This is a genomic window from [Roseibacterium] beibuensis (assembly GCF_039542305.1).
In the GTDB taxonomy this organism is placed as follows: Bacteria; Pseudomonadota; Alphaproteobacteria; order Rhodobacterales; family Rhodobacteraceae; genus Roseibacterium; species Roseibacterium beibuensis.
Window position 1 is genome coordinate 224,507 of the sequence record NZ_BAABHW010000003.1, and the last position, 18,000, is coordinate 242,506.

General features: G+C 61.9%; 18 protein-coding genes. 10 read left to right on the plus strand and 8 right to left on the minus strand.

All coding sequences use genetic code 11. The features are described 5' to 3' along the window. Window positions 1-33: 33 nt before the first annotated feature. On the plus strand, window positions 34-501 hold the full coding sequence (locus ABD923_RS12540) for an FxsA family protein (protein ID WP_259548587.1): 468 nt from the start codon (window positions 34-36) through the stop codon (window positions 499-501). A gap of 55 nt (window positions 502-556) precedes the next feature. Beyond that, entirely contained in the window at window positions 557-1,072 is a 516-nt protein-coding gene (gene secB, locus ABD923_RS12545; protein WP_259548586.1) for a protein-export chaperone SecB, read from the plus strand. Between the two features lie 9 nt (window positions 1,073-1,081). On the opposite strand, the gene dnaQ is transcribed toward secB, so the two are convergent. The 4 genes from dnaQ to ABD923_RS12565 are packed head-to-tail and all read right to left on the minus strand — an operon-like array spanning window position 1,082 to window position 3,792. Next, window positions 1,082-1,780 (minus strand): DNA polymerase III subunit epsilon, encoded by a 699-nt coding sequence (gene dnaQ, locus ABD923_RS12550; protein ID WP_259548584.1) that lies wholly within the window; start codon window positions 1,778-1,780, stop codon window positions 1,082-1,084. After that, window positions 1,773-2,366 (minus strand): dephospho-CoA kinase, encoded by a 594-nt coding sequence (coaE, locus tag ABD923_RS12555; protein ID WP_259548583.1) that lies wholly within the window; start codon window positions 2,364-2,366, stop codon window positions 1,773-1,775. Before coaE ends, dnaQ begins: the two co-directional genes overlap by 8 nt. Continuing rightward, window positions 2,363-3,199 (minus strand): shikimate dehydrogenase, encoded by an 837-nt coding sequence (locus tag ABD923_RS12560; RefSeq protein WP_259548582.1) that lies wholly within the window; start codon window positions 3,197-3,199, stop codon window positions 2,363-2,365. Before ABD923_RS12560 ends, coaE begins: the two co-directional genes overlap by 4 nt. Next, window positions 3,199-3,792: a Maf family protein gene (locus tag ABD923_RS12565; RefSeq protein WP_259548581.1), complete on the minus strand. Its 594-nt coding sequence runs from the start codon at window positions 3,790-3,792 to the stop codon at window positions 3,199-3,201. The genes ABD923_RS12560 and ABD923_RS12565 overlap by 1 nt, the downstream gene beginning before the upstream one ends. A 559-nt stretch (window positions 3,793-4,351) precedes the next feature. On the opposite strand from ABD923_RS12565, the gene rho reads away from it, so the two are divergent. Genes rho through ABD923_RS12595 form a run of 6 tightly spaced genes read left to right on the plus strand, consistent with a single transcriptional unit; the run spans window position 4,352 to window position 11,136 of the window. Continuing rightward, entirely contained in the window at window positions 4,352-5,623 is a 1,272-nt protein-coding gene (gene rho / locus ABD923_RS12570; protein ID WP_222189926.1) for a transcription termination factor Rho, read from the plus strand. Between the two features lie 16 nt (window positions 5,624-5,639). Continuing rightward, window positions 5,640-6,926, plus strand: coding sequence for a tRNA uridine-5-carboxymethylaminomethyl(34) synthesis GTPase MnmE (gene mnmE, locus ABD923_RS12575; protein WP_259548579.1), 1,287 nt, complete (start codon window positions 5,640-5,642; stop codon window positions 6,924-6,926). A gap of 2 nt (window positions 6,927-6,928) precedes the next feature. Beyond that, window positions 6,929-8,803, plus strand: coding sequence for a tRNA uridine-5-carboxymethylaminomethyl(34) synthesis enzyme MnmG (gene mnmG / locus ABD923_RS12580; RefSeq protein ID WP_259548577.1), 1,875 nt, complete (start codon window positions 6,929-6,931; stop codon window positions 8,801-8,803). Continuing rightward, window positions 8,800-9,426, plus strand: coding sequence for a 16S rRNA (guanine(527)-N(7))-methyltransferase RsmG (gene rsmG, locus ABD923_RS12585; RefSeq protein WP_259548576.1), 627 nt, complete (start codon window positions 8,800-8,802; stop codon window positions 9,424-9,426). Before mnmG ends, rsmG begins: the two co-directional genes overlap by 4 nt. Then, a complete protein-coding gene (locus ABD923_RS12590) occupies window positions 9,419-10,219 on the plus strand; it encodes a ParA family protein (RefSeq protein WP_259548575.1) in 801 nt (266 codons plus the stop codon). Before rsmG ends, ABD923_RS12590 begins: the two co-directional genes overlap by 8 nt. Next, window positions 10,219-11,136 carry a ParB/RepB/Spo0J family partition protein gene (locus tag ABD923_RS12595; RefSeq protein WP_259548574.1) on the plus strand — a complete coding sequence of 306 codons (918 nt, stop codon included), beginning with the start codon at window positions 10,219-10,221 and terminating at the stop codon, window positions 11,134-11,136. Before ABD923_RS12590 ends, ABD923_RS12595 begins: the two co-directional genes overlap by 1 nt. On the opposite strand, the gene hemW is transcribed toward ABD923_RS12595, so the two are convergent. Genes hemW through rph form a run of 3 tightly spaced genes read right to left on the minus strand, consistent with a single transcriptional unit; the run spans window position 11,137 to window position 13,608 of the window. Then, window positions 11,137-12,297 (minus strand): radical SAM family heme chaperone HemW, encoded by a 1,161-nt coding sequence (hemW, locus tag ABD923_RS12600; RefSeq protein WP_259548572.1) that lies wholly within the window; start codon window positions 12,295-12,297, stop codon window positions 11,137-11,139. It lies immediately after the preceding gene. Further along, a complete protein-coding gene (rdgB, locus tag ABD923_RS12605; protein WP_259548571.1) occupies window positions 12,284-12,895 on the minus strand; it encodes an RdgB/HAM1 family non-canonical purine NTP pyrophosphatase in 612 nt (203 codons plus the stop codon). Before rdgB ends, hemW begins: the two co-directional genes overlap by 14 nt. Beyond that, the gene (gene rph, locus ABD923_RS12610; RefSeq protein WP_222189909.1) at window positions 12,895-13,608 is read right to left on the minus strand and encodes a ribonuclease PH; all 714 of its coding nucleotides are present in this window, start codon (window positions 13,606-13,608) and stop codon (window positions 12,895-12,897) included. Before rph ends, rdgB begins: the two co-directional genes overlap by 1 nt. Before the next feature lie 102 nt (window positions 13,609-13,710). Here rph and hrcA point away from each other — a divergent pair, with 102 nt between their 5' ends. Then, window positions 13,711-14,775 (plus strand): heat-inducible transcriptional repressor HrcA, encoded by a 1,065-nt coding sequence (gene hrcA, locus ABD923_RS12615; protein WP_222191250.1) that lies wholly within the window; start codon window positions 13,711-13,713, stop codon window positions 14,773-14,775. Window positions 14,776-14,784: 9 nt separating this feature from the next. Further along, entirely contained in the window at window positions 14,785-15,339 is a 555-nt protein-coding gene (locus ABD923_RS12620; protein ID WP_259548569.1) for a nucleotide exchange factor GrpE, read from the plus strand. On the opposite strand, the gene mutS is transcribed toward ABD923_RS12620, so the two are convergent. After that, window positions 15,340-17,982: a DNA mismatch repair protein MutS gene (gene mutS / locus ABD923_RS12625; RefSeq protein ID WP_259548565.1), complete on the minus strand. Its 2,643-nt coding sequence runs from the start codon at window positions 17,980-17,982 to the stop codon at window positions 15,340-15,342. It abuts the gene before it with no gap. Window positions 17,983-18,000 lie beyond the last annotated feature (18 nt).

The following is an 18,000-nucleotide window of genomic DNA, read 5'->3' on the forward strand; positions in this document are numbered from 1 at the left end:
GTCAAAGACGCGCAGTCGAGCGGAGCAAGACCAATGTGGCTATTTTTACTCTTCCTTGCGGTTCCCCTGATCGAGATCGCCCTGTTCATACAGGTCGGTGGATTGATCGGGCTGGGACCGACCCTGTTGATCGTGGTGTTGACCGCGATTGCCGGGACGGCTTTGGTTCGGTCGCAGGGGGCGCAGGCCTTGCAGGGTTTGCGCAACAGCTTCGATGAGTTGCGCGACCCCACCGAACCGCTGGCCCATGGCGCGATGATCCTGTTTTCCGGCGCACTTCTGCTGACGCCGGGGTTTTTCACGGACGCCGTCGGCTTTGCCCTGCTCATCCCGGGGTTCCGCAACCTCGTTCTGCGCGAATTGCGCAAACGGATCGAGGTGCAGTCGATGGTCCGCACCGAGCGCGGTTGGCAAGAGACCCGTGAAGACGTGATCGATGGCGACTACACGGTCGAGGATACTCCGCCACGCTCCGGGCCATCCGGTTGGACACAGCATTGAGGCTTTCGTTCGCGCCTGATAGATCAGCGCCAAACATGAGTTGAAGGAGGCTGACATGGCCCAAGACGAAACCGGCGCGGCCCCCGCGCAAAGCAACGGCGCGCAACAGCAACCGACCCTGCCGAAGATGCAGATCCTCGGCCAGTTCGTGCGCGATCTGTCGTTCGAGAACATCGCCGCGCAGAAATCGACCCAATCGCAGCTTCAGCCCGACATCCAGGTTCAGGTCGCCATGGACGCGCGCAAGCGCTCCACCGAGAACCAGTACGACGTCATCATGAAGCTGAAGATCGAAAGCAAGACAAAGGGCGACACGCCCGAGCCGATCTTCCTGCTGGAAATCGAGTATGGCGGCATCTTCAGCATCGAGAATGTGGCCGAAGAACAGCTGCACCCCTTCCTGCTGATCGAATGCCCGCGGATGCTGTTCCCCTTCGTGCGCCGGATCGTCTCCGACGTCACGCGCGACGGTGGTTACCCGCCGCTGAACCTCGACCAGATGGATTTCGTGGCGCTCTACCGTCAGCAACTGGCGCAGCGCCAGGCGGCGCAGCAGAAAGCCGACGCCTGACGACAGGATCTAGGCGAAGCGGGCCCAAATGGCCGCTTCGCCCAGTTCCCCGACAAATTCCGCGTGGGCCATGCGCTCTTCCTCGGTGAGTTTCGAGGGCAGGGGCGTCGGACGCGGGCGCGGGCGCCACGTTTCATCCGTGGCGCTTTGCTTTTGGCGGCGCTCGGTCGGTGCAAGGGCAAAGTCAGGTTGCTTGCCGCCCGTCAGCTCTAGGTACACTTCAGCCAGGATTTCGGAGTCGAGCAGCGCGCCATGCTTTTCACGCATGGAATTGTCGATCCCGAAGCGGCGGCACAGCGCGTCCAGCGAAGCCGGAGAGCCGGGAAACCGTTTGCGCGCGATCAGCAACGTGTCGATCGCCTGTTCCGAGGGGAGGGTCGGCAAACCCGCCCATTCCAGTTCGGCGTTCAGAAAACGCATGTCGAAACTGGCATTGTGAATGACCATCTTCGCATCACCGACGAAGTCACGGAACTCTTGCGCGATCAGCTTGAAAACCGGTTTGTCAGACAGGAATTCATTACCCAACCCGTGAACATCGAAGGCTTCCTGCGGCATGTCACGTTCAGGGTTGATGTACTGGTGATAGGTCTGCCCCGTGGGAACCTGGTTCCACAATTCGACGGCCCCGATCTCGACGATCCGGTGGCGGGGGGTGTCGAACGGGTCAAGGCCGGTCGTCTCGGTGTCGAGGACGATCTCACGCATTAGTGTCTCCAGAATATTTCGACACAATATCTGCCACGCCTGTGCGGGCGTCTTCAAGCGTATCGGTGCGAATGACGTGATCCGCGCGCGCGCGTTTTGCCGCGTCCGGGATCTGCCGGGCAAGGATGGTCTCGAATTGCTCCGCCGTCATGCCGGGGCGGTCGAGCACGCGCCTTCGCTGCTCTGCTTCATCCGTGCTGACCACGACCACGGCGTCGACCATCCCCTCGCCGCCGGTCTCGAAAAGCAGGGGGATGTCCAGCACCACCAAACCGGCAGCCTGATGCGCCTCGAGGAATGATTTACGATCCTCGGCGACGAGGGGGTGAACGATCTTTTCGATCCTGTTCAGCAGTTCAGGGTCTTTCTTGATCTCGGTTTTCAGAATGGTTCGGTCAACTTCGCCCTCAACCACCGCAGCCGGCACAAGGCCGGATAGAGGCGCAACGGCGGCCCCGCCGGCGCTGTAGAGGCGATGAACCGCGGCGTCTGCGTCCCAAACCGGGATACCGAGGTCACGGAACATCTGCGCGGTGGTGGATTTGCCCATCCCGATGGAGCCTGTCAGGCCAAGTTTGACGGTCATGCGCCAAGCACCGCTGCCCGCAAGTCGTCATCGACCAACGGGGTGTAGCTGAACCAACGTTCGAAACCGGGAACCGCCTGGTGCAACAGCATACCCAAGCCGTCCACCGTCTCGCATCCGCGGGAAGCGGCCTCTTCCAAGAGGGCGGTTCGCAGGGGGGCGTAGACAATGTCGGATACAACGGTCGGCGGCCGCAGGCGCGACAGGTCGATTGTCAGCGGCGGCTGGCCATCCATTCCCAGCGAGGTCGTGTTCACGATCAGGGATGCATCGCCGACCAGATCGGGGATCATCGTCCAATCGACGGGAGAGACGCGCGCACCGAATTGATCCTTGAGCGCATCGGCGCGGGCCCTCGTCCGGTTGGCCACGTAAACCACCGGCGCACCGTCCGAGAGAAGCGCCCAGACGATGGCCTTGGCGGCCCCCCCGCTGCCAAGCACAAGCGCCGGACCAGCAGAGGCCGTCCATCCCGGCAGGCTTTGCCGGATGCTGCCCAGAAATCCCATGCCATCGGTGTTGTCGGCCTGAATGCCGCCGGCCGCGGTGAAGGTCAGCGTATTTGCCGCCCCGATCAGCGCGGCGCGATCGGTCACTGAATCGGCCAACGTCAGCACATGTTCCTTATGCGGGATGGTCACGTTCACACCGACGAACCCCATCCGGGGGAGGGTGCGCAGAACCTCGGCCAGATCGGCCTGGTTGACCTCGAGCGGAACGTAATGGCCGCGCAGGCCGTAGCGCGACAGCCAATGACCGTGCAGCCGGGGCGAGAGGCTATGGGCAACGGGGTCGCCGATGACACCGGCAAGCGGGATTTTCGGACGGGCCATCAGCTGATCCAACCTTTCAGTCTCAGGAATGACAGAAGCTCTAACAGGGGCAATCCAAGCACGGAGAACCAATCACCGTCCATGCGCGAGAAGAGTTGTGCGCCAAGTTTTTCGGCCTGGTACGCACCAACGGACGACGACACCTCGGGCCAGGCGCGGTCGAGATAGCGGTCGATCTGCTCCGCGGTGAGGGGGTGCATTGTCATGCTGACTTCGCCCACGTGGCGCCAGACGGGCGCGCCATCCTCGTAGATTACGGCTGCGGACAGGAGACGATGTTGACGGCCGCTCAACTCGGCCAGATGCGCGGCGGCCTCTTCGCGGGTGTCGGCTTTGCCGAAGATACGGCCCTTGAGCTCCAGCACCTGGTCGCTGGCCAGCACACGGGGCGATCCGAACTTTTCAACCGCCTTGCGCGCTTTGAATTCAGCCAGGGTATCGGCCACATCGAGCGGCTTTGCGCCTTCGGCCTCTAGCGCGGTGCGAATCCCGACTTCATCGATTCGAACCGGGCGGACATCGACGCTGATCCCGGCATTTTCGAGCATTTGGCGGCGGATCTCGGACCCCGAGGCGAGTACAAGGTCAGCCATGTGACGAAAACTCCTTGGGACAGATGTGTTGAAAACCACCGGAGCAGGGCCGGGGATGGAAAAGGACAAAGGGGACAGAACGGCGCCTGATCCTGTTTTCTGCCCGGTCCTCCGGTCTGATACCACTGTTTTTCCCCGGGGACAGGGTTTGTTCAAGACGGTTGGGGAGATCGCAGTCATCCAAGTATTTCCAGATTTTTTCCACAGCTTGATGCAAAGCCGGATGTTCCATAACAAATTGATAAAACGTCATAATTTTCGTTCTCCCGCGTTTCTACAGACGCGAAGCGATAGTATTCAGTGCTCGAGTTGGGGTGTGTATGAACGGTTCGAAAGCGAGTTTTTCGGCTTATCACCGGTCCTACAACCTCCTACTTACTTTAAAATTCTTTCTTTTTATTTAAGAAGAGGGCGATCAGCGCCGGGAATTGACTTTCGAGCAGGAACCCCATAGCTGAACAGCCAAGCCATCGTCCGATGGTGGATATTCCATAGAACATGACCGTCCCCGTGCCCCGCAACCTGGCGGCACGTGTGCAGACGAATGGTGATCCTTCCCATGAGTGAAAACATCCTGCGCCTGGCAGACCTGAAAGCGAAATCCCCCAAAGACCTTCTGTCCATGGCAGAAGAGCTGGAGATCGAGAACGCCTCGACCATGCGCAAAGGCGACATGATGTTCGAGATCCTGCGCGAACGGGCCGATGAAGGCTGGGAAATCGCGGGGGACGGGGTTTTGGAAGTCTTGCAGGACGGGTTCGGCTTCCTGCGCAGCCCCGAAGCGAACTATCTGCCGGGCCCTGACGATATCTATGTGTCGCCGGACATGATCCGTCAGCACAGCCTGCGCACCGGCGATACCGTGGAAGGCGTGATCGCCGCCCCGCGCGAGAACGAGCGTTATTTCGCGCTGACGGACGTCTCGAAGATCAATTTCGGAGAGCCGCAGAAGGCCAAGCACAAGATCGCCTTCGACAACCTGACGCCGCTCTATCCGAACGAGCGGCTGAAGATGGAAATCGAGGATCCGACGATCAAGGATCGGTCCGCCCGGATCATCGACCTGGTTGCACCCATCGGGAAAGGCCAGCGTGCGTTGATCGTCGCGCCGCCGCGGACGGGTAAAACGGTTTTGTTGCAGAATATCGCGCATTCGATCGAGACCAATCACCCCGAATGCTACCTTATCGTTCTGCTGATCGACGAACGGCCCGAGGAAGTGACCGACATGCAGCGGTCGGTGAAGGGGGAGGTGATTTCCTCGACCTTCGACGAACCTGCAACGCGGCACGTGGCCGTGTCGGACATGGTGATCGAAAAGGCCAAGCGGCTGGTCGAACACAAGCGTGACGTGGTGATCCTGCTCGATTCGATTACCCGCCTGGGTCGTGCGTTCAACACGGTCGTGCCGTCCTCGGGCAAGGTTCTGACCGGCGGTGTGGATGCCAACGCCCTGCAACGCCCGAAGCGGTTCTTCGGTGCCGCGCGGAATATCGAAGAGGGCGGGTCGCTGACCATCATTGCCACGGCGCTGATCGATACCGGCAGCCGGATGGACGAGGTCATCTTCGAAGAATTCAAGGGCACCGGTAACTCGGAAATCGTGCTGGACCGTAAGGTGGCCGACAAGCGGGTGTACCCGGCGATGGACATCCTCAAATCCGGCACGCGGAAAGAGGACCTGCTGGTGGACAAGGGCGATCTGCAGAAAACCTTTGTTCTGCGGCGGATCCTGAACCCGATGGGCACGACGGATGCGATCGAGTTCCTGTTGTCCAAGTTGAAACAGACGAAGACAAATTCCGAGTTCTTCGACTCGATGAACACCTGATCCAGGGGAGTCGGCCATGAGCACGATTTTCGCCCTGGCCACGGCCCGGGGAAAATCCGGCGTGGCCGTGATCCGCATTTCCGGAAACGAGGCGTTTGAGGTCGGACGTCAGTTGGTCGGCACCTTGCCTAAGGCTGGAAGGTTCGGCTTGCGATCCGTCCGCTCGCGCGATGGGGTTTTGCTGGACGAGGCGTTGGTGCTGGTCTTTGCCGGGCCGAACAGCTTCACCGGTGAATATGTCGTTGAATTGCAGCTTCACGGAAGCCGCGCGGTGATCCAGTCCGTCGAGACGGCGATTCTGCAGACAGGCTTGGCGCGGCCTGCGGAAGCGGGTGAATTCACCCGGCGCGCGCTGATGAACGATACGCTCGACCTTGCGCAGGTCGAAGGGCTGAGCGAGTTGATCGAAGCCGAAACAGAGGCGCAGCGAAAGCAGGCCATGCGTCTTTACGATGGCGGGCTGCGAGAGGTCAGCGAGACCTGGCGGAACGATCTGTTGCGCGCAGCCGCTCTGATCGAAGCGACGATTGATTTCGCAGACGAAGAGGTGCCGGTCGATGTGACGCCGGAAGTCCGCGAGTTGATTGGTCGCACGCGAGACAGCCTGTTGCGAGAGATTGCGGGTTCAGAGGTCGCCGAACGGGTTCGAGACGGGTTCGAGGTCGCTATTCTCGGGGCGCCGAATGCCGGAAAATCCAGCCTATTGAACTGGATCGCGGGGCGCGAGGTCGCGATTACCTCGGATGTGGCCGGGACGACACGGGACGTGATCGAGGTTCGGGTGGATTTGCACGGGCTGCCGGTGACCTTTCTGGATACCGCCGGACTGCGCGAGACCGAAGACGCGGTTGAAAAGATCGGTGTTTCGCGTGCAAAGGAGAGGGCGCGCGCCGCCGATCTGCGCGTTCTGTTGGTTGCGCCGGATGGGTCGGAGGAGGGGGCCGATCTGGTGCAGGCCGATGACATCAGGGTAGCGTCGAAGATTGATCTTAGCGGTGCCGAAGGCATTTCGACGGTCACGGGCGCGGGGATCGACGACCTGTTGGAACGGGTCGGAGCGATCCTTGCGGAGCAGGCGGAAAAGGTCGGCACAGCGACCACGGCGCGGCATCGCCATGCGTTGCAACGGGCATGCCATGAGCTTGATCTTGCAGCAGCGCATCTGGATGCAAACTCGGACACACCGGAAATTTCCGCCGAACATCTGCGATCAGCTGTGGCCGCGCTTGACTCGTTGATCGGGCGCGTCGATGTAGAGGCCATCCTCGGAGAGATCTTTTCGCGCTTTTGCATCGGGAAATAGGAGTGTTTCACGTGAAACATGCCGATTTTGACGTCGTCGTCATCGGGGGTGGCCATGCCGGCGTAGAGGCCGCGCATACCGCCGCCCGCTCCGGTGGGCGCACCGCCTTGGTCACCCTGCGCCGCGACGGCATTGGGGTAATGTCGTGCAACCCCGCGATTGGCGGCCTTGGAAAGGGGCACCTTGTCCGTGAGATCGATGCATTGGGCGGGGTCATGGGTTTGGCCGCAGACCGGTCCGGCATCCAGTTCCGTCTTTTGAATCGCCGCAAGGGGCCCGCGGTGCGCGGGCCGCGGACGCAATCGGATCGCGCGCTGTATCGTGCTGCGATCATGGAGCTTGTGACCCAACAGCCGAATCTCGAAATCATCGAAGGGGAGGTGGCGGATCTGGTCGTGGAGGGCACGCGCATTGCAGGGGTGGAACTGGCTGACGGAAGCCGGATTTCGGCCCGCGCCGTTGTTCTGACGACGGGAACCTTCCTGCGGGGCGTCATTCATATCGGCGACCAGAAGCATGAAGGCGGACGGATGGGCGATAAGCCGTCGGTCAAGCTGGCCGAACGACTGGACTCGCTCGGTTTGCCGCTCGGTCGTTTGAAAACCGGGACGCCGCCGCGATTGAACAGCAAGACCATCGCCTGGAATGGGCTGGACTTGCAGCCAGCGGACGACGACCCGTTCCTGTTTTCCTTCATGTCCACGGCGCCATCCGTTCGCCAGATCGCCTGCGGAATCACGCACACGAACGAGAAGACCCACGACATCATCCGCGCGAATCTCGACCGCTCGGCCATGTATGGCGGGCATATCGAGGGTGTCGGGCCGCGCTATTGCCCGTCGATCGAAGACAAGATCGTGCGGTTTGCCGATAAGGCGTCGCACCAGATTTTCCTTGAGCCGGAAGGTTTGGACAGCGATGTCGTCTATCCCAACGGGATTTCGACCTCGCTCCCCATCGATGTTCAGGCTGATTACGTCCATTCCATCGAAGGACTTGAGAATGCCGAGATCCTGCAACCGGGCTACGCGATCGAATATGATTACGTGGATCCCCGATCGCTCGATTCGCACCTGCAGTTGAAAGATTTGCCGGGGCTGTTCCTTGCCGGCCAGATCAACGGCACCACCGGCTACGAAGAAGCGGCCGCACAAGGTTTGGTGGCTGGCCTGAACGCCGCGCACCTGGCGAAAAAGCTGGAGCCCGTGGGGTTTGCCCGCGACGAAGGGTATATCGGCGTTTTGATCGACGACCTGGTAACGCGTGGCGTGTCGGAGCCGTACCGCATGTTCACCTCGCGCGCGGAGTACCGCTTGTCCCTGAGGGCGGATAATGCCGATCAACGCCTGACGCCGAAGGCCATTGCGCTTGGCCTTGTGGGTGATGACCGGCGTGCTGCGTTTGAAGAAAAGATGGATCGTCTGTCAATCGCGCGCGAGATGATGATGGGCGCGCTCGTGACCCCCAGCGAAGCGAAGGCGGCGGGTTTGCGCGTGAACCAGGATGGGCAAAAGCGCAGCGCGTTTCAGCTTCTGTCTTTCCCGGATATCGAGATCGCGCATCTTGACCCGGTGGTGCCCGGCTTGGCCGAGGTCGAGGATGGGATACGCGAGCAACTTGAGATCGAAGCGCTTTATGCGACCTACGTCGAACGGCAGCATCGGGATGCGGAGGCCTTGCGGCGGGATGAGGCCCAAAAGATCCCGGCCGAATTCGTTTATGAAGAGGTTACAGGGCTGTCGAACGAGCTTCGCGGAAAGCTGGCGCGCATTCGACCGGCGACGCTGGGGCAGGCGGGGCGGATCGACGGAATGACGCCGGCGGCGCTTGCGCTGATCCTGACCAAATTGCGCCAGGCCGAAAGGCGCAGCGCATGACGGATGAAGAGGCGCGGGATCAGCTCTTCCGCGATGTTTCACGTGAAACACAGGAACGGCTGACCCTCTATCATGCGGCGCTGGTGAAGTGGCAGAAAGCCATCAACCTTGTCGCGCCCGCAACGCTCGCCCATGCGTGGCATCGGCATTTCCTTGATTCGTCGCAGGTGTTCGATGCCGCTCGGGTCTCCTCGGGTCGATGGGTGGATATCGGAAGCGGCGGCGGTTTTCCTGGTCTTGTCTGCGCGTTGATCGCGGTTGAAAAGGCACCGGACCTGTCCTTTTCCTTCGTCGAAAGCGATATCAGGAAATGCAGCTTCCTGCGTGAAGTTGCCCGCCAATGCGATGTGCCGATCCACGTCTTCAGCCGCCGAATCGAAGATGTGCCGCCGCAGGATGCCGCCGTGCTGTCGGCGCGCGCCCTCGCGCCGCTTGATCAATTGCTGGGCTTTGCCGACCGCCATTTGGCCATGGACGGGGTTTGCGTTTTCCAAAAGGGCACGTCCCACTTGGAGGAGCTTGAAAGCGCCCGGGCCGACTGGCAAATGGAGGTCGAGATCATCCCCTCGGTCACAGCGGCCGACGCCGCCATCCTTCGGATAGGACATATCGCCCATGCCTGACCTGACGCAGCCGCGAATCCTGGCGATCACCAATCAAAAGGGGGGCGTGGGGAAGACGACGACGGCGATCAACCTTGGTGCAGCCTTGGCCCGGATGGATAAGCGCGTGTTGATCGTGGATATCGATCCGCAAGGGAACGCGTCTACGGGGTTGGGCATCGAACCGTCAGCGCGGGATCTGACCACCTATGACTTGTTGTTGGACGACGCGCCGTTGGCGCAGGTGATCAAGCCGACCGACGTTGAAAACCTCTCGATTGCGCCTGCGACGACCGACCTGAGCTCAACAGATGTGGAGCTTGTGTCGCAGGGAAACCGCGTCTTCCTTTTGAAAGAGGCGCTGCGCGGCCCGGACGCGCGGATGTATGATTACGTCCTCATCGACTGCCCGCCCTCGTTGAGCTTGTTGACCGTGAATGCCCTGGTCGCGGCGGATGCGGTTCTGGTGCCGCTGCAATCGGAATTTTTCGCGCTGGAAGGTTTGTCACAATTGATGCTGACCGTGCGAGAGGTGCGAGAGACGGCGAACCCCGAACTCCGCATCGAGGGCATCGTCCTGACGATGTATGACCTGCGCAACAACCTCTCGCGGCAGGTGGAGGCAGACGCGCGCGAAACCCTGGGTGAGTTGGTCTACAAAACCTGCGTGCCGCGTAACGTGCGGGTGTCCGAGGCGCCGTCTTTTGCGCTTCCGGTGATCGACTATGATCCAACCTCAAAAGGCAGCCAGGCCTATATCGCCTTGGCCGAGGAACTGATGGCGCGCAACGCGGCAGAACAGGAGCAGGCGTGATGGCACAGAAACGGGACCGCAAGGGATTGGGCCGCGGCCTGTCGGCGCTGATGGCGGATATCCAGCCCGACGAAACGGCAGAAACTTCTGCCGAAACGGCTTCCGAGGGCGCAACGCCCCGTGCCGAACGGGTCATCCCGATTGATCGGATCGTGCCAAACCCGGATCAGCCCCGTCGCGCTTTCTCGGAGGAGGCGCTGGATGAACTCGCATCTTCGATCCGGGAGAAGGGGGTGATCCAGCCGCTGATCTTGCGGATTGACCCGAGCGATGCGCAGAGATTTCAAATCGTGGCCGGTGAACGCCGCTGGCGCGCGGCGCAGCGGGCGCAACTCCATGAATTGCCGGCCATCGTGCGGGATTTCGACGATACGGAAGTCCTGGAAGTCGCGATCATCGAGAATATCCAGCGTGCGGATCTGAACGCCGTGGAAGAGGCGCAGGGCTATCGTCAGTTGATGGACCGCTTCGGTCACACGCAAGAGCAGTTGGCGACCGCAATGGGCAAAAGCCGCAGTCACGTTGCGAACCTGATGCGGCTTCTTCAACTGCCCGATGAAGTGCAGGACATGCTGCGGGAAGGGCACCTGTCTGCGGGTCATGCGCGGGCGTTGATCACCACGGATGACCCTGTCGGGTTGGCGCGCATGGCTGTTTCGAAGGGTTTGTCCGTTCGCGAGGTCGAGAAACTGGCCAAAAAAGCGGCCGAGGGGTTCTCAACGCCCAAGCAGCGCCACGCGGCACCGGCAAAAGACGCCGATACGCGCGCGCTCGAGTCCGATCTGGGCGCGGCATTGGGTATGAAGGTGGCTATCGATCACGACGAGGCCAAGGGATCGGGAAAAATTTCCATCAATTACAAAGACTTGGCCCAGCTTGACGACCTCATGCGCCTGCTGTCAGCGACAAGTCATTGATTACACGATCAAATCCCTGAGAATCGCGTTGAGCAACGGGCGACCGGCATCGGTCGTCCTGAGACGAGAACCTATAATTTCGAGAAAACCGTCTTCAATCAACGGCTTGAGGTGCGTCGTATCCAACGCATCCCCGGTCATGCGTTGATACCGCGCTAGGTCGATCCCTTCGGCAAGGCGCAGTCCCATCATGAGGTATTCCGTGCCCTGATCTTCCGGCGAAACCCCCGTTCGGGCACTCTCTCCCGATCCCTGCTTTTCTACGTGTAAGAGCCATTCCATGGGCGAAAGGGCGGTTTCGGTGGCAAATCGTTGGTCCCCGATCGTATGGCGACCATGTGCGCCGGGTCCGATCCCGCCCCAATCGCCCGCGCGCCAATAGATCAGGTTGTGACGCGACTGTGCCATATCGCCAGCGTGGTTCGACACTTCATAGGCCGGTAGACCCGCTTTATCGCAAAGATCTTGCGTCAGCGCATACATGTCGGCGCCGAGGTCGTCGTCTGGCAATCCCTTCAGCCCGCCTTTTGCGAACCGATCGCCAAAGGCGGTGCCGGGTTCGATGGTCAGCTGATAGAGCGACAGGTGATCGGCCGCCATGGACAGCGCCTCGGTCAGTTCTGCGCGCCAATCTCCAACGGTTTGATGTTGGCGCGCGTAGATCAGGTCGAAGCTGACCCGATCAAAGACGTGTCTCGCAATGTCGAAGGCGGTGCGGGCCTCGGCCACGCTGTGCAGCCGCCCGAGCCGTCGCAAATCGTCGTCATTCAGAGCCTGAATGCCCATGGAGACACGGTTTACCCCGGCATCCCGATAGCCGCGAAAACGGCCTGCCTCGACTGAAGTAGGGTTGGCTTCCAGCGTGATCTCGATGTCATTAGCAACGGGCCAAGCCTTGCGGATCGCGTCGACCACGGCAGCGACCGTTTCAGGCGCCATGAGCGAAGGCGTTCCGCCGCCGAAGAAGACGCTTTGCAGCGTCCGGCCCGGTAGTTCAGTGGCGAGCCGTTCAACCTCGGAAAGATAGGCGCGTTTCCAGCGATCCTGGTCGATCTGGGCGACCACATGGCTATTGAAATCGCAATACGGGCATTTGGCCTGGCAAAACGGCCAATGGATATAGAGGCCGAAGCCGCCTTCTTCCCAATCAGGCCGGCTCAAACGCCTTCACCAGCTTGCGGAACGCATCGGCGCGATGGCTGATGCGGTTCTTTTCCCAGCGGTCCATCTCGCCAAAGGTGATGTCGTAGCCTTGGGGTTGGAAGATCGGGTCATACCCATGCCCCTGATCGCCGCGCATTGGCCAAACGACCTGACCTTCCATCACACCGGGGAACACCTCGTCATGGCCATCGGGCCAGGCAAGGACCAGCGTGCAGCAAAACCGCGCCGTGCGGGGGTGGGGGGCGTTCACCTTTTCCAGTTCGTCATGGGTTTTCTGCATCGCCATAACGAAATCGCGCCCATTCGGCGTTTCGGCCCAATCGGCCGTGTAGACACCGGGCGCACCTCCCAGACCGTCAATCTCGATACCGGAATCATCGGCCAAGGCGGGCAGTCCCGTTGCCTTGGCCGCCGCATGGGCCTTGATGCGGGCGTTTTCGACGAAAGTGGTGCCGGTTTCCTCGGGCTCGGGCAGGTCGTGATCCTTGGCAGAGGTCACGGTGATCCCGTAATCGGCCAGCAAATGCGCGATTTCTTCCAGCTTGCCCTGGTTATGCGTAGCAACCAGCAGCTTCGTTCCGTCGAAGCGGCGCATCAGGCGACAGCCGCTTTCTGCGCGGCGACCAGCTCGGCCACACCTTTTTCGGCAAGGCTGAACATTTCTTCGAACTGTCCGCGGGTAAAGGCCGCCCCCTCTGCGCTGGCCTGAACCTCGATCAGGGTGCGGTTGCCCGTCATGACGAAATTGCTGTCGGTTCCGGCCTCGGAATCCTCGGCATAGTCGAGATCCAGCACCGGTTGGCCAGCGTAGACACCGCAAGACACCGCCGCGATATGGTCGATGATCGGGTCGCTGGTGATGTCGCCCGCCTTGAGCAGTTTGTTCACCGCAAGGCGCAGGGCCACCCAGCCGCCGGTGATCGAGGCGCAGCGCGTGCCGCCATCGGCCTGGATGACATCGCAATCGACCGTGATTTGCCGTTCGCCAAGCGCCTGTCGATCCACACCGGCGCGCAAGGCGCGGCCGATCAGGCGCTGGATTTCCTGCGTGCGACCGGATTGTTTGCCGGCAGCAGCCTCGCGCCGGCCCCGGGTGTGAGTTGCGCGCGGCAGCATTCCGTATTCCGCCGTGACCCACCCCTGGCCAGAGTTGCGCAGAAAGGGCGGCACGCGTTCTTCCAGCGAGGCGCTGCACAGGACATGGGTATCGCCGCACCGGATCAGGCATGATCCCTCGGCATGGCGCATGACCCCCGTCTCGATGGAAATTGAACGCATTTCGTCTAGGTTTCGGCCGGAAGGACGCATAGATTTCTCCTGATTTCCCGTTGCGGGATAATCTGCCATGACACACCGGGCAACCCCGAATGGCGGTCGTGGCAGGATGCCTTGGTGAGGTCATTGGACGGAATGGCGGAACAGTCGGATATCCTTGAAGAACTCAACGATCGGTCGCGTGAGGTCTTTCGGCGTGTGGTCGAGGGATACCTTGAGACCGGGTCGCCGGTGGGCTCTCGAACCTTGACGCGGACGCTGTCGGAAAAGGTCTCGGCCGCGACAGTGCGCAACGTCATGCAGGATCTTGAATACCTGGGCCTCCTCGGCAGTCCGCATGTCTCGGCCGGGCGGGTTCCGACACAGCTTGGCCTACGGATGTTCGTCGACGGCTTCCTGGAAGTCGGCGATCTGAGCGCCCAGGAAAAAGCGTCGCTCGATGAAACGCTGGGGTCGAACGCGGCGGATGTGTCGGGCCTGCTCGATCGGGTGGGCAGTGCGTTGTCGGTGGCGACACGCGGGGCCAGCCTTGTCCTGTCGCCCAAACACGAGGCGCCGATCCAGCATATCGAGTTCGTGTCATTGTCGCCCGAGCAGGCCTTGGTCGTCCTGGTCTTTTCCGATGGTCATGTCGAGAACCGGCTGTTCGCGCCGCCGCCCGGCTCTACGCCAAGTTCGATGCGCGAGGCCGCGAATTTCCTGAATGCGCGGCTGGCTGGACAGACAATCTCGTCGCTCAGGGCCTTGATGGACCGCGAGGTCGAAACCCGCAAACGCGAGATCGACACCCTGGCCGATAGCCTGATCCAAAGCGGCTTGGCGGTTTGGGAAAATGACGGCGACCGGACCGAGCGGTTGATCGTGCGCGGACGGTCCAACCTGTTGGAAGATTCGTCCGAGGCCGAGGACCTCGACCGCATTCGCCAGCTGTTCGACGACCTTGAACGCAAGCGCGACATCGCGGAATTCCTTGAACTGACCGAGGGCGGCGATGGTGTGCGCATTTTCATCGGCTCCGAGAACAAGTTGTTTTCACTTTCGGGTTCCAGTCTGGTCGTCTCTCCATATATGAACGCTGATCGAAAGATTGTGGGCGCGGTCGGCGTCATTGGCCCGACCCGGCTGAACTATGGCCGTATCGTCCCGATCGTGGACTACACAGCGCAACTGGTCGGTCGATTGATTTCCGACCGGTCTTGAGAGGGTAAGATGGCAGAGCCGAAACAGGACCAATTCGAGGAAGAGCAAGCGCCTGCTGCGGAAGAAGAGGCGGCCAAGGTCGACGCGGCTGATCCGGAGGTCGAGCTTGAGCTTTTGCGGGCTGAACGCGACGAACTTCGCGACCGTATGCTGCGCGCATTGGCCGATGCCGAGAACAGCCGCAAGCGCGCCGAGCGGGATCGCCGCGAAGCCGAGCATTACGGCGGCTCGCGCCTGGCGCGGGATCTTTTGCCGGTTTACGACAACCTCAAGCGCGCCATCGACGCCGCCAGCGAGGAAGAGCGCAATATCGCGGGCGGCGTGATCGAAGGCGTCGAGCTGACGATGCGCGAGTTGATCAACATCTTCTCGAAGCACGGCGTCACGCCCGTCGCGCCCGAGGTCGGCGACAGTTTCGATCCGCAGATGCATCAGGCCATGTTCGAGGCCCCGGTGCCGGAAACGAAAGCGGGCGAGATCATCCAGGTCATGGCCGAGGGCTTCTTGCTGCACGACCGGCTGTTGCGTCCGGCGCAGGTTGGCGTGTCGTCCAACCCCGGCTGATCAGTCGCCCAGCATCGATTTCAGGTCATAGATCAGGTTCAACGCCTCGCGCGCCGTCATCTCGTCGGGATGGGTGCCGCGCAGGCGGTCCTCGACCTCGGACGGTTTCACGGGACGCGCGGCCGGCTTGGGCGGCGTCGCCGAGAACAGGGGCAGATCGTCGATCAGCGTGCTGCGCTCGGGGCCTTCGCGTTCGCCCTGTTCCAAGGCATCCAGAACGATCTGCGCGCGCTCGATCACCTGGGCCGGCAGCCCCGCCAGTTTCGCGACCTGCACCCCGTAGGATCGATCCGCCGCCCCGGGCCGCACCTCGTGCAGGAAGATAATCTCGCCGTCCCATTCCTTCACGGCCATCGTCGCGTTGGTCAGGCCATCCAGCTTGGCCGACAGCGAGGTCATCTCGTGGTAGTGGGTCGCGAAAAGCGCGCGGCAACGATTGACCTCGTGCAGATGTTCCAGCGTGGCCCAGGCGATGGACAGCCCGTCATAGGTCGCCGTGCCGCGCCCGATCTCGTCGAGGATGACAAGCGCGCGGTCGTCGGCCTGGTTGAGAATGGTGGCTGTTTCGACCATTTCCACCATGAAGGTCGAACGCCCGCGCGCCAGATCGTCCGAGGCGCCGACGCGGCTGAAAACCTGGCTCACCAGTCCGATTTTCGCGCTGTCGGCAGGCACGAAACTGCCCATTTGAGCCAGAATCGCGATCAGGGCATTCTGGCGCAACCATGTCGATTTACCCGCCATGTTGGGGCCGGTCAGAAGGGTGATCGCGGCCCCGTCCTTGTCCGGCGATAGCGCGCAGTCATTGGCGACGAAAGGTGTGCCGGATTTCGAGAGTGCAGCTTCGACAACCGGATGCCGTCCGCCTGTGATCACGAAGGACCGGTCATCGGTCATCTCCGGCTTGGTCCAGTCGCCCTCTCGGGCGCGGCGGGCCAGTGCGGCGGCCAGATCCAGCTCGGCCAAGGCGCGGGCGGCGACGCCGATGCGGTCATGACCCTCTAGCACGGCGTCCCGCAGGGACTGGAACAAGGCGCGTTCGATCTCCAACGCCCGGTTCCCCGCGTTCAGGATGCGCGTCTCCAACTCGGACAGGTCCACCGTGGTAAACCGAACCGCATTCGCGGTGGTCTGGCGATGAATGAAGCGTTCCGAAAGGGGCGGTGCCAGCATCTTTTCCGCGTGGGTCGACGTCGTTTCGATGAAATAGCCCAGCACGTTATTGTGCTTGATCTTCAGGGACTTGACACCGGTCGCCTCGATATACTCGGCTTGCATCCCGGCGATGACACCGCGCCCTTCGTCCCGCAGCTTGCGCGCCTCGTCCAACTCGGCATCGTAGCCCCCCGCGATCAGCCCGCCATCGCGCAGTTGAACGGGCGGTTCCGCAACCAGGGCTGCGTCCAACTGGTCGCGCAGATCATCATGGCCCAGCAGACCCTCGCGCGCCTCGGCCAGCAGGGGCGGCAATTCGATGCCGTCAAGGCGTTCCGCCAGTCGCAAGGCACCGGCCAACCCATCGCGGATCGCGGCGAGGTCGCGCGGGCCGCCACGGTCGAGGGCAAGCCGCGACAAGGCCCGGTCAAGGTCGGGGGTCTGCCGCATCAGGGCATCCTGATCGTCTCTAACCTGCGTTTCAGAGACGAAAAACGACACGGCGTCGTGCCGCGCGCGGATGGTATCGAGGTGGGTTGAAGGGCCAGACAGGCGACGTTCCAAAAGACGCCCGCCGCCCGCGGTCAGCGTCCGGTCGAGCACCGATAACAGGCTGTTCGCCCGCCCGCCCGACAGCGCATGGGTCAGTTCGAGGTTTCGGCGCGTGGCGGCGTCGAGTTGCAGGATGCCGCTGCTGGTCTGCTGCCGGGGTGCGCGAAGCAGGGGCAAGCTCCCTTTCTGGGTCAGATCGAGATAGTCGATCAACGCCCCCATGGCGCCCAGCTCGGCACGGGAAAAGGCGCCGAACGCCTCCAGCGTTCCGACGGCGAACAGATCCTGAAGCCGTTTTTCCGCGGATTGAGAGTCAAAACTGCCGGGCGAAAGGGGCGTGACGGCGGCCCCCATTTCGGCGACGGCGTCCTGCCGGGCCACCTCCATACTGTCCTGAACCAGCACCTCGCGCGGGGCCAGCCGCGCCAGTTCCGGGCCAAGCCGGACGGGCGGGCAGGGCAGAACGCGGAAATCGCCCGTCGAAATATCGGCCCAGGCCAGGGCACCTTCGCCGCGAACCTCGGCATAGGCGGCCAGGAAATTGTGCCGCCGCGCATCCAGCAGGCTGTCTTCGGTCAGCGTGCCGGGGGTGACCAGCCGCACGACCTCGCGCCGGACAACAGCCTTGGAGCCGCCGCGTTTCTTCGCCTCGGCGGGGTCCTCCATCTGCTCGCAAATGGCGACGCGAAACCCTTTGCGGATCAGCGTCAGCAGGTAACTTTCGGCGCTGTGGACCGGGACACCGCACATCGGGATGTCGTCGCCATCATGCTTGCCGCGCTTGGTCAGCGCGATATCCAGCGCCTCGGCTGCGGCGACCGCATCCTCGAAGAACATCTCGTAGAAATCGCCCATCCGGTAGAACAAAAGCGCATCGGCATGTTGCGCCTTGATCTCCAGATACTGCGCCATCATCGGCGTGACGTGTGCGGTCATGCCCATCCCCCGTTTTGG

Excerpts from the sequence above, each read along its gene's own strand:
- rdgB (WP_259548571.1), bottom strand. The coding sequence starts at position 12,895 with ATGCGCCGCTTCGACGGAACGAAGCTGCTGGTTGCTACGCATAACCAG.
- ABD923_RS12590 (WP_259548575.1), top strand. The coding sequence starts at position 9,419 with ATGCCTGACCTGACGCAGCCGCGAATCCTGGCGATCACCAATCAAAAG.
- rsmG (WP_259548576.1), top strand. The coding sequence starts at position 8,800 with ATGACGGATGAAGAGGCGCGGGATCAGCTCTTCCGCGATGTTTCACGT.
- mnmE (WP_259548579.1), top strand. The coding sequence starts at position 5,640 with ATGAGCACGATTTTCGCCCTGGCCACGGCCCGGGGAAAATCCGGCGTG.
- secB (WP_259548586.1), top strand. The coding sequence starts at position 557 with ATGGCCCAAGACGAAACCGGCGCGGCCCCCGCGCAAAGCAACGGCGCG.
- ABD923_RS12565 (WP_259548581.1), bottom strand. The coding sequence starts at position 3,792 with ATGGCTGACCTTGTACTCGCCTCGGGGTCCGAGATCCGCCGCCAAATG.
- ABD923_RS12595 (WP_259548574.1), top strand. The coding sequence starts at position 10,219 with ATGGCACAGAAACGGGACCGCAAGGGATTGGGCCGCGGCCTGTCGGCG.
- dnaQ (WP_259548584.1), bottom strand. The coding sequence starts at position 1,780 with ATGCGTGAGATCGTCCTCGACACCGAGACGACCGGCCTTGACCCGTTC.
- rho (WP_222189926.1), top strand. The coding sequence starts at position 4,352 with ATGAGTGAAAACATCCTGCGCCTGGCAGACCTGAAAGCGAAATCCCCC.
- rph (WP_222189909.1), bottom strand. The coding sequence starts at position 13,608 with ATGCGTCCTTCCGGCCGAAACCTAGACGAAATGCGTTCAATTTCCATC.
- ABD923_RS12560 (WP_259548582.1), bottom strand. The coding sequence starts at position 3,199 with ATGGCCCGTCCGAAAATCCCGCTTGCCGGTGTCATCGGCGACCCCGTT.
- mutS (WP_259548565.1), bottom strand. The coding sequence starts at position 17,982 with ATGACCGCACACGTCACGCCGATGATGGCGCAGTATCTGGAGATCAAG.
- ABD923_RS12620 (WP_259548569.1), top strand. The coding sequence starts at position 14,785 with ATGGCAGAGCCGAAACAGGACCAATTCGAGGAAGAGCAAGCGCCTGCT.
- coaE (WP_259548583.1), bottom strand. The coding sequence starts at position 2,366 with ATGACCGTCAAACTTGGCCTGACAGGCTCCATCGGGATGGGCAAATCC.
- ABD923_RS12540 (WP_259548587.1), top strand. The coding sequence starts at position 34 with ATGTGGCTATTTTTACTCTTCCTTGCGGTTCCCCTGATCGAGATCGCC.
- hrcA (WP_222191250.1), top strand. The coding sequence starts at position 13,711 with ATGGCGGAACAGTCGGATATCCTTGAAGAACTCAACGATCGGTCGCGT.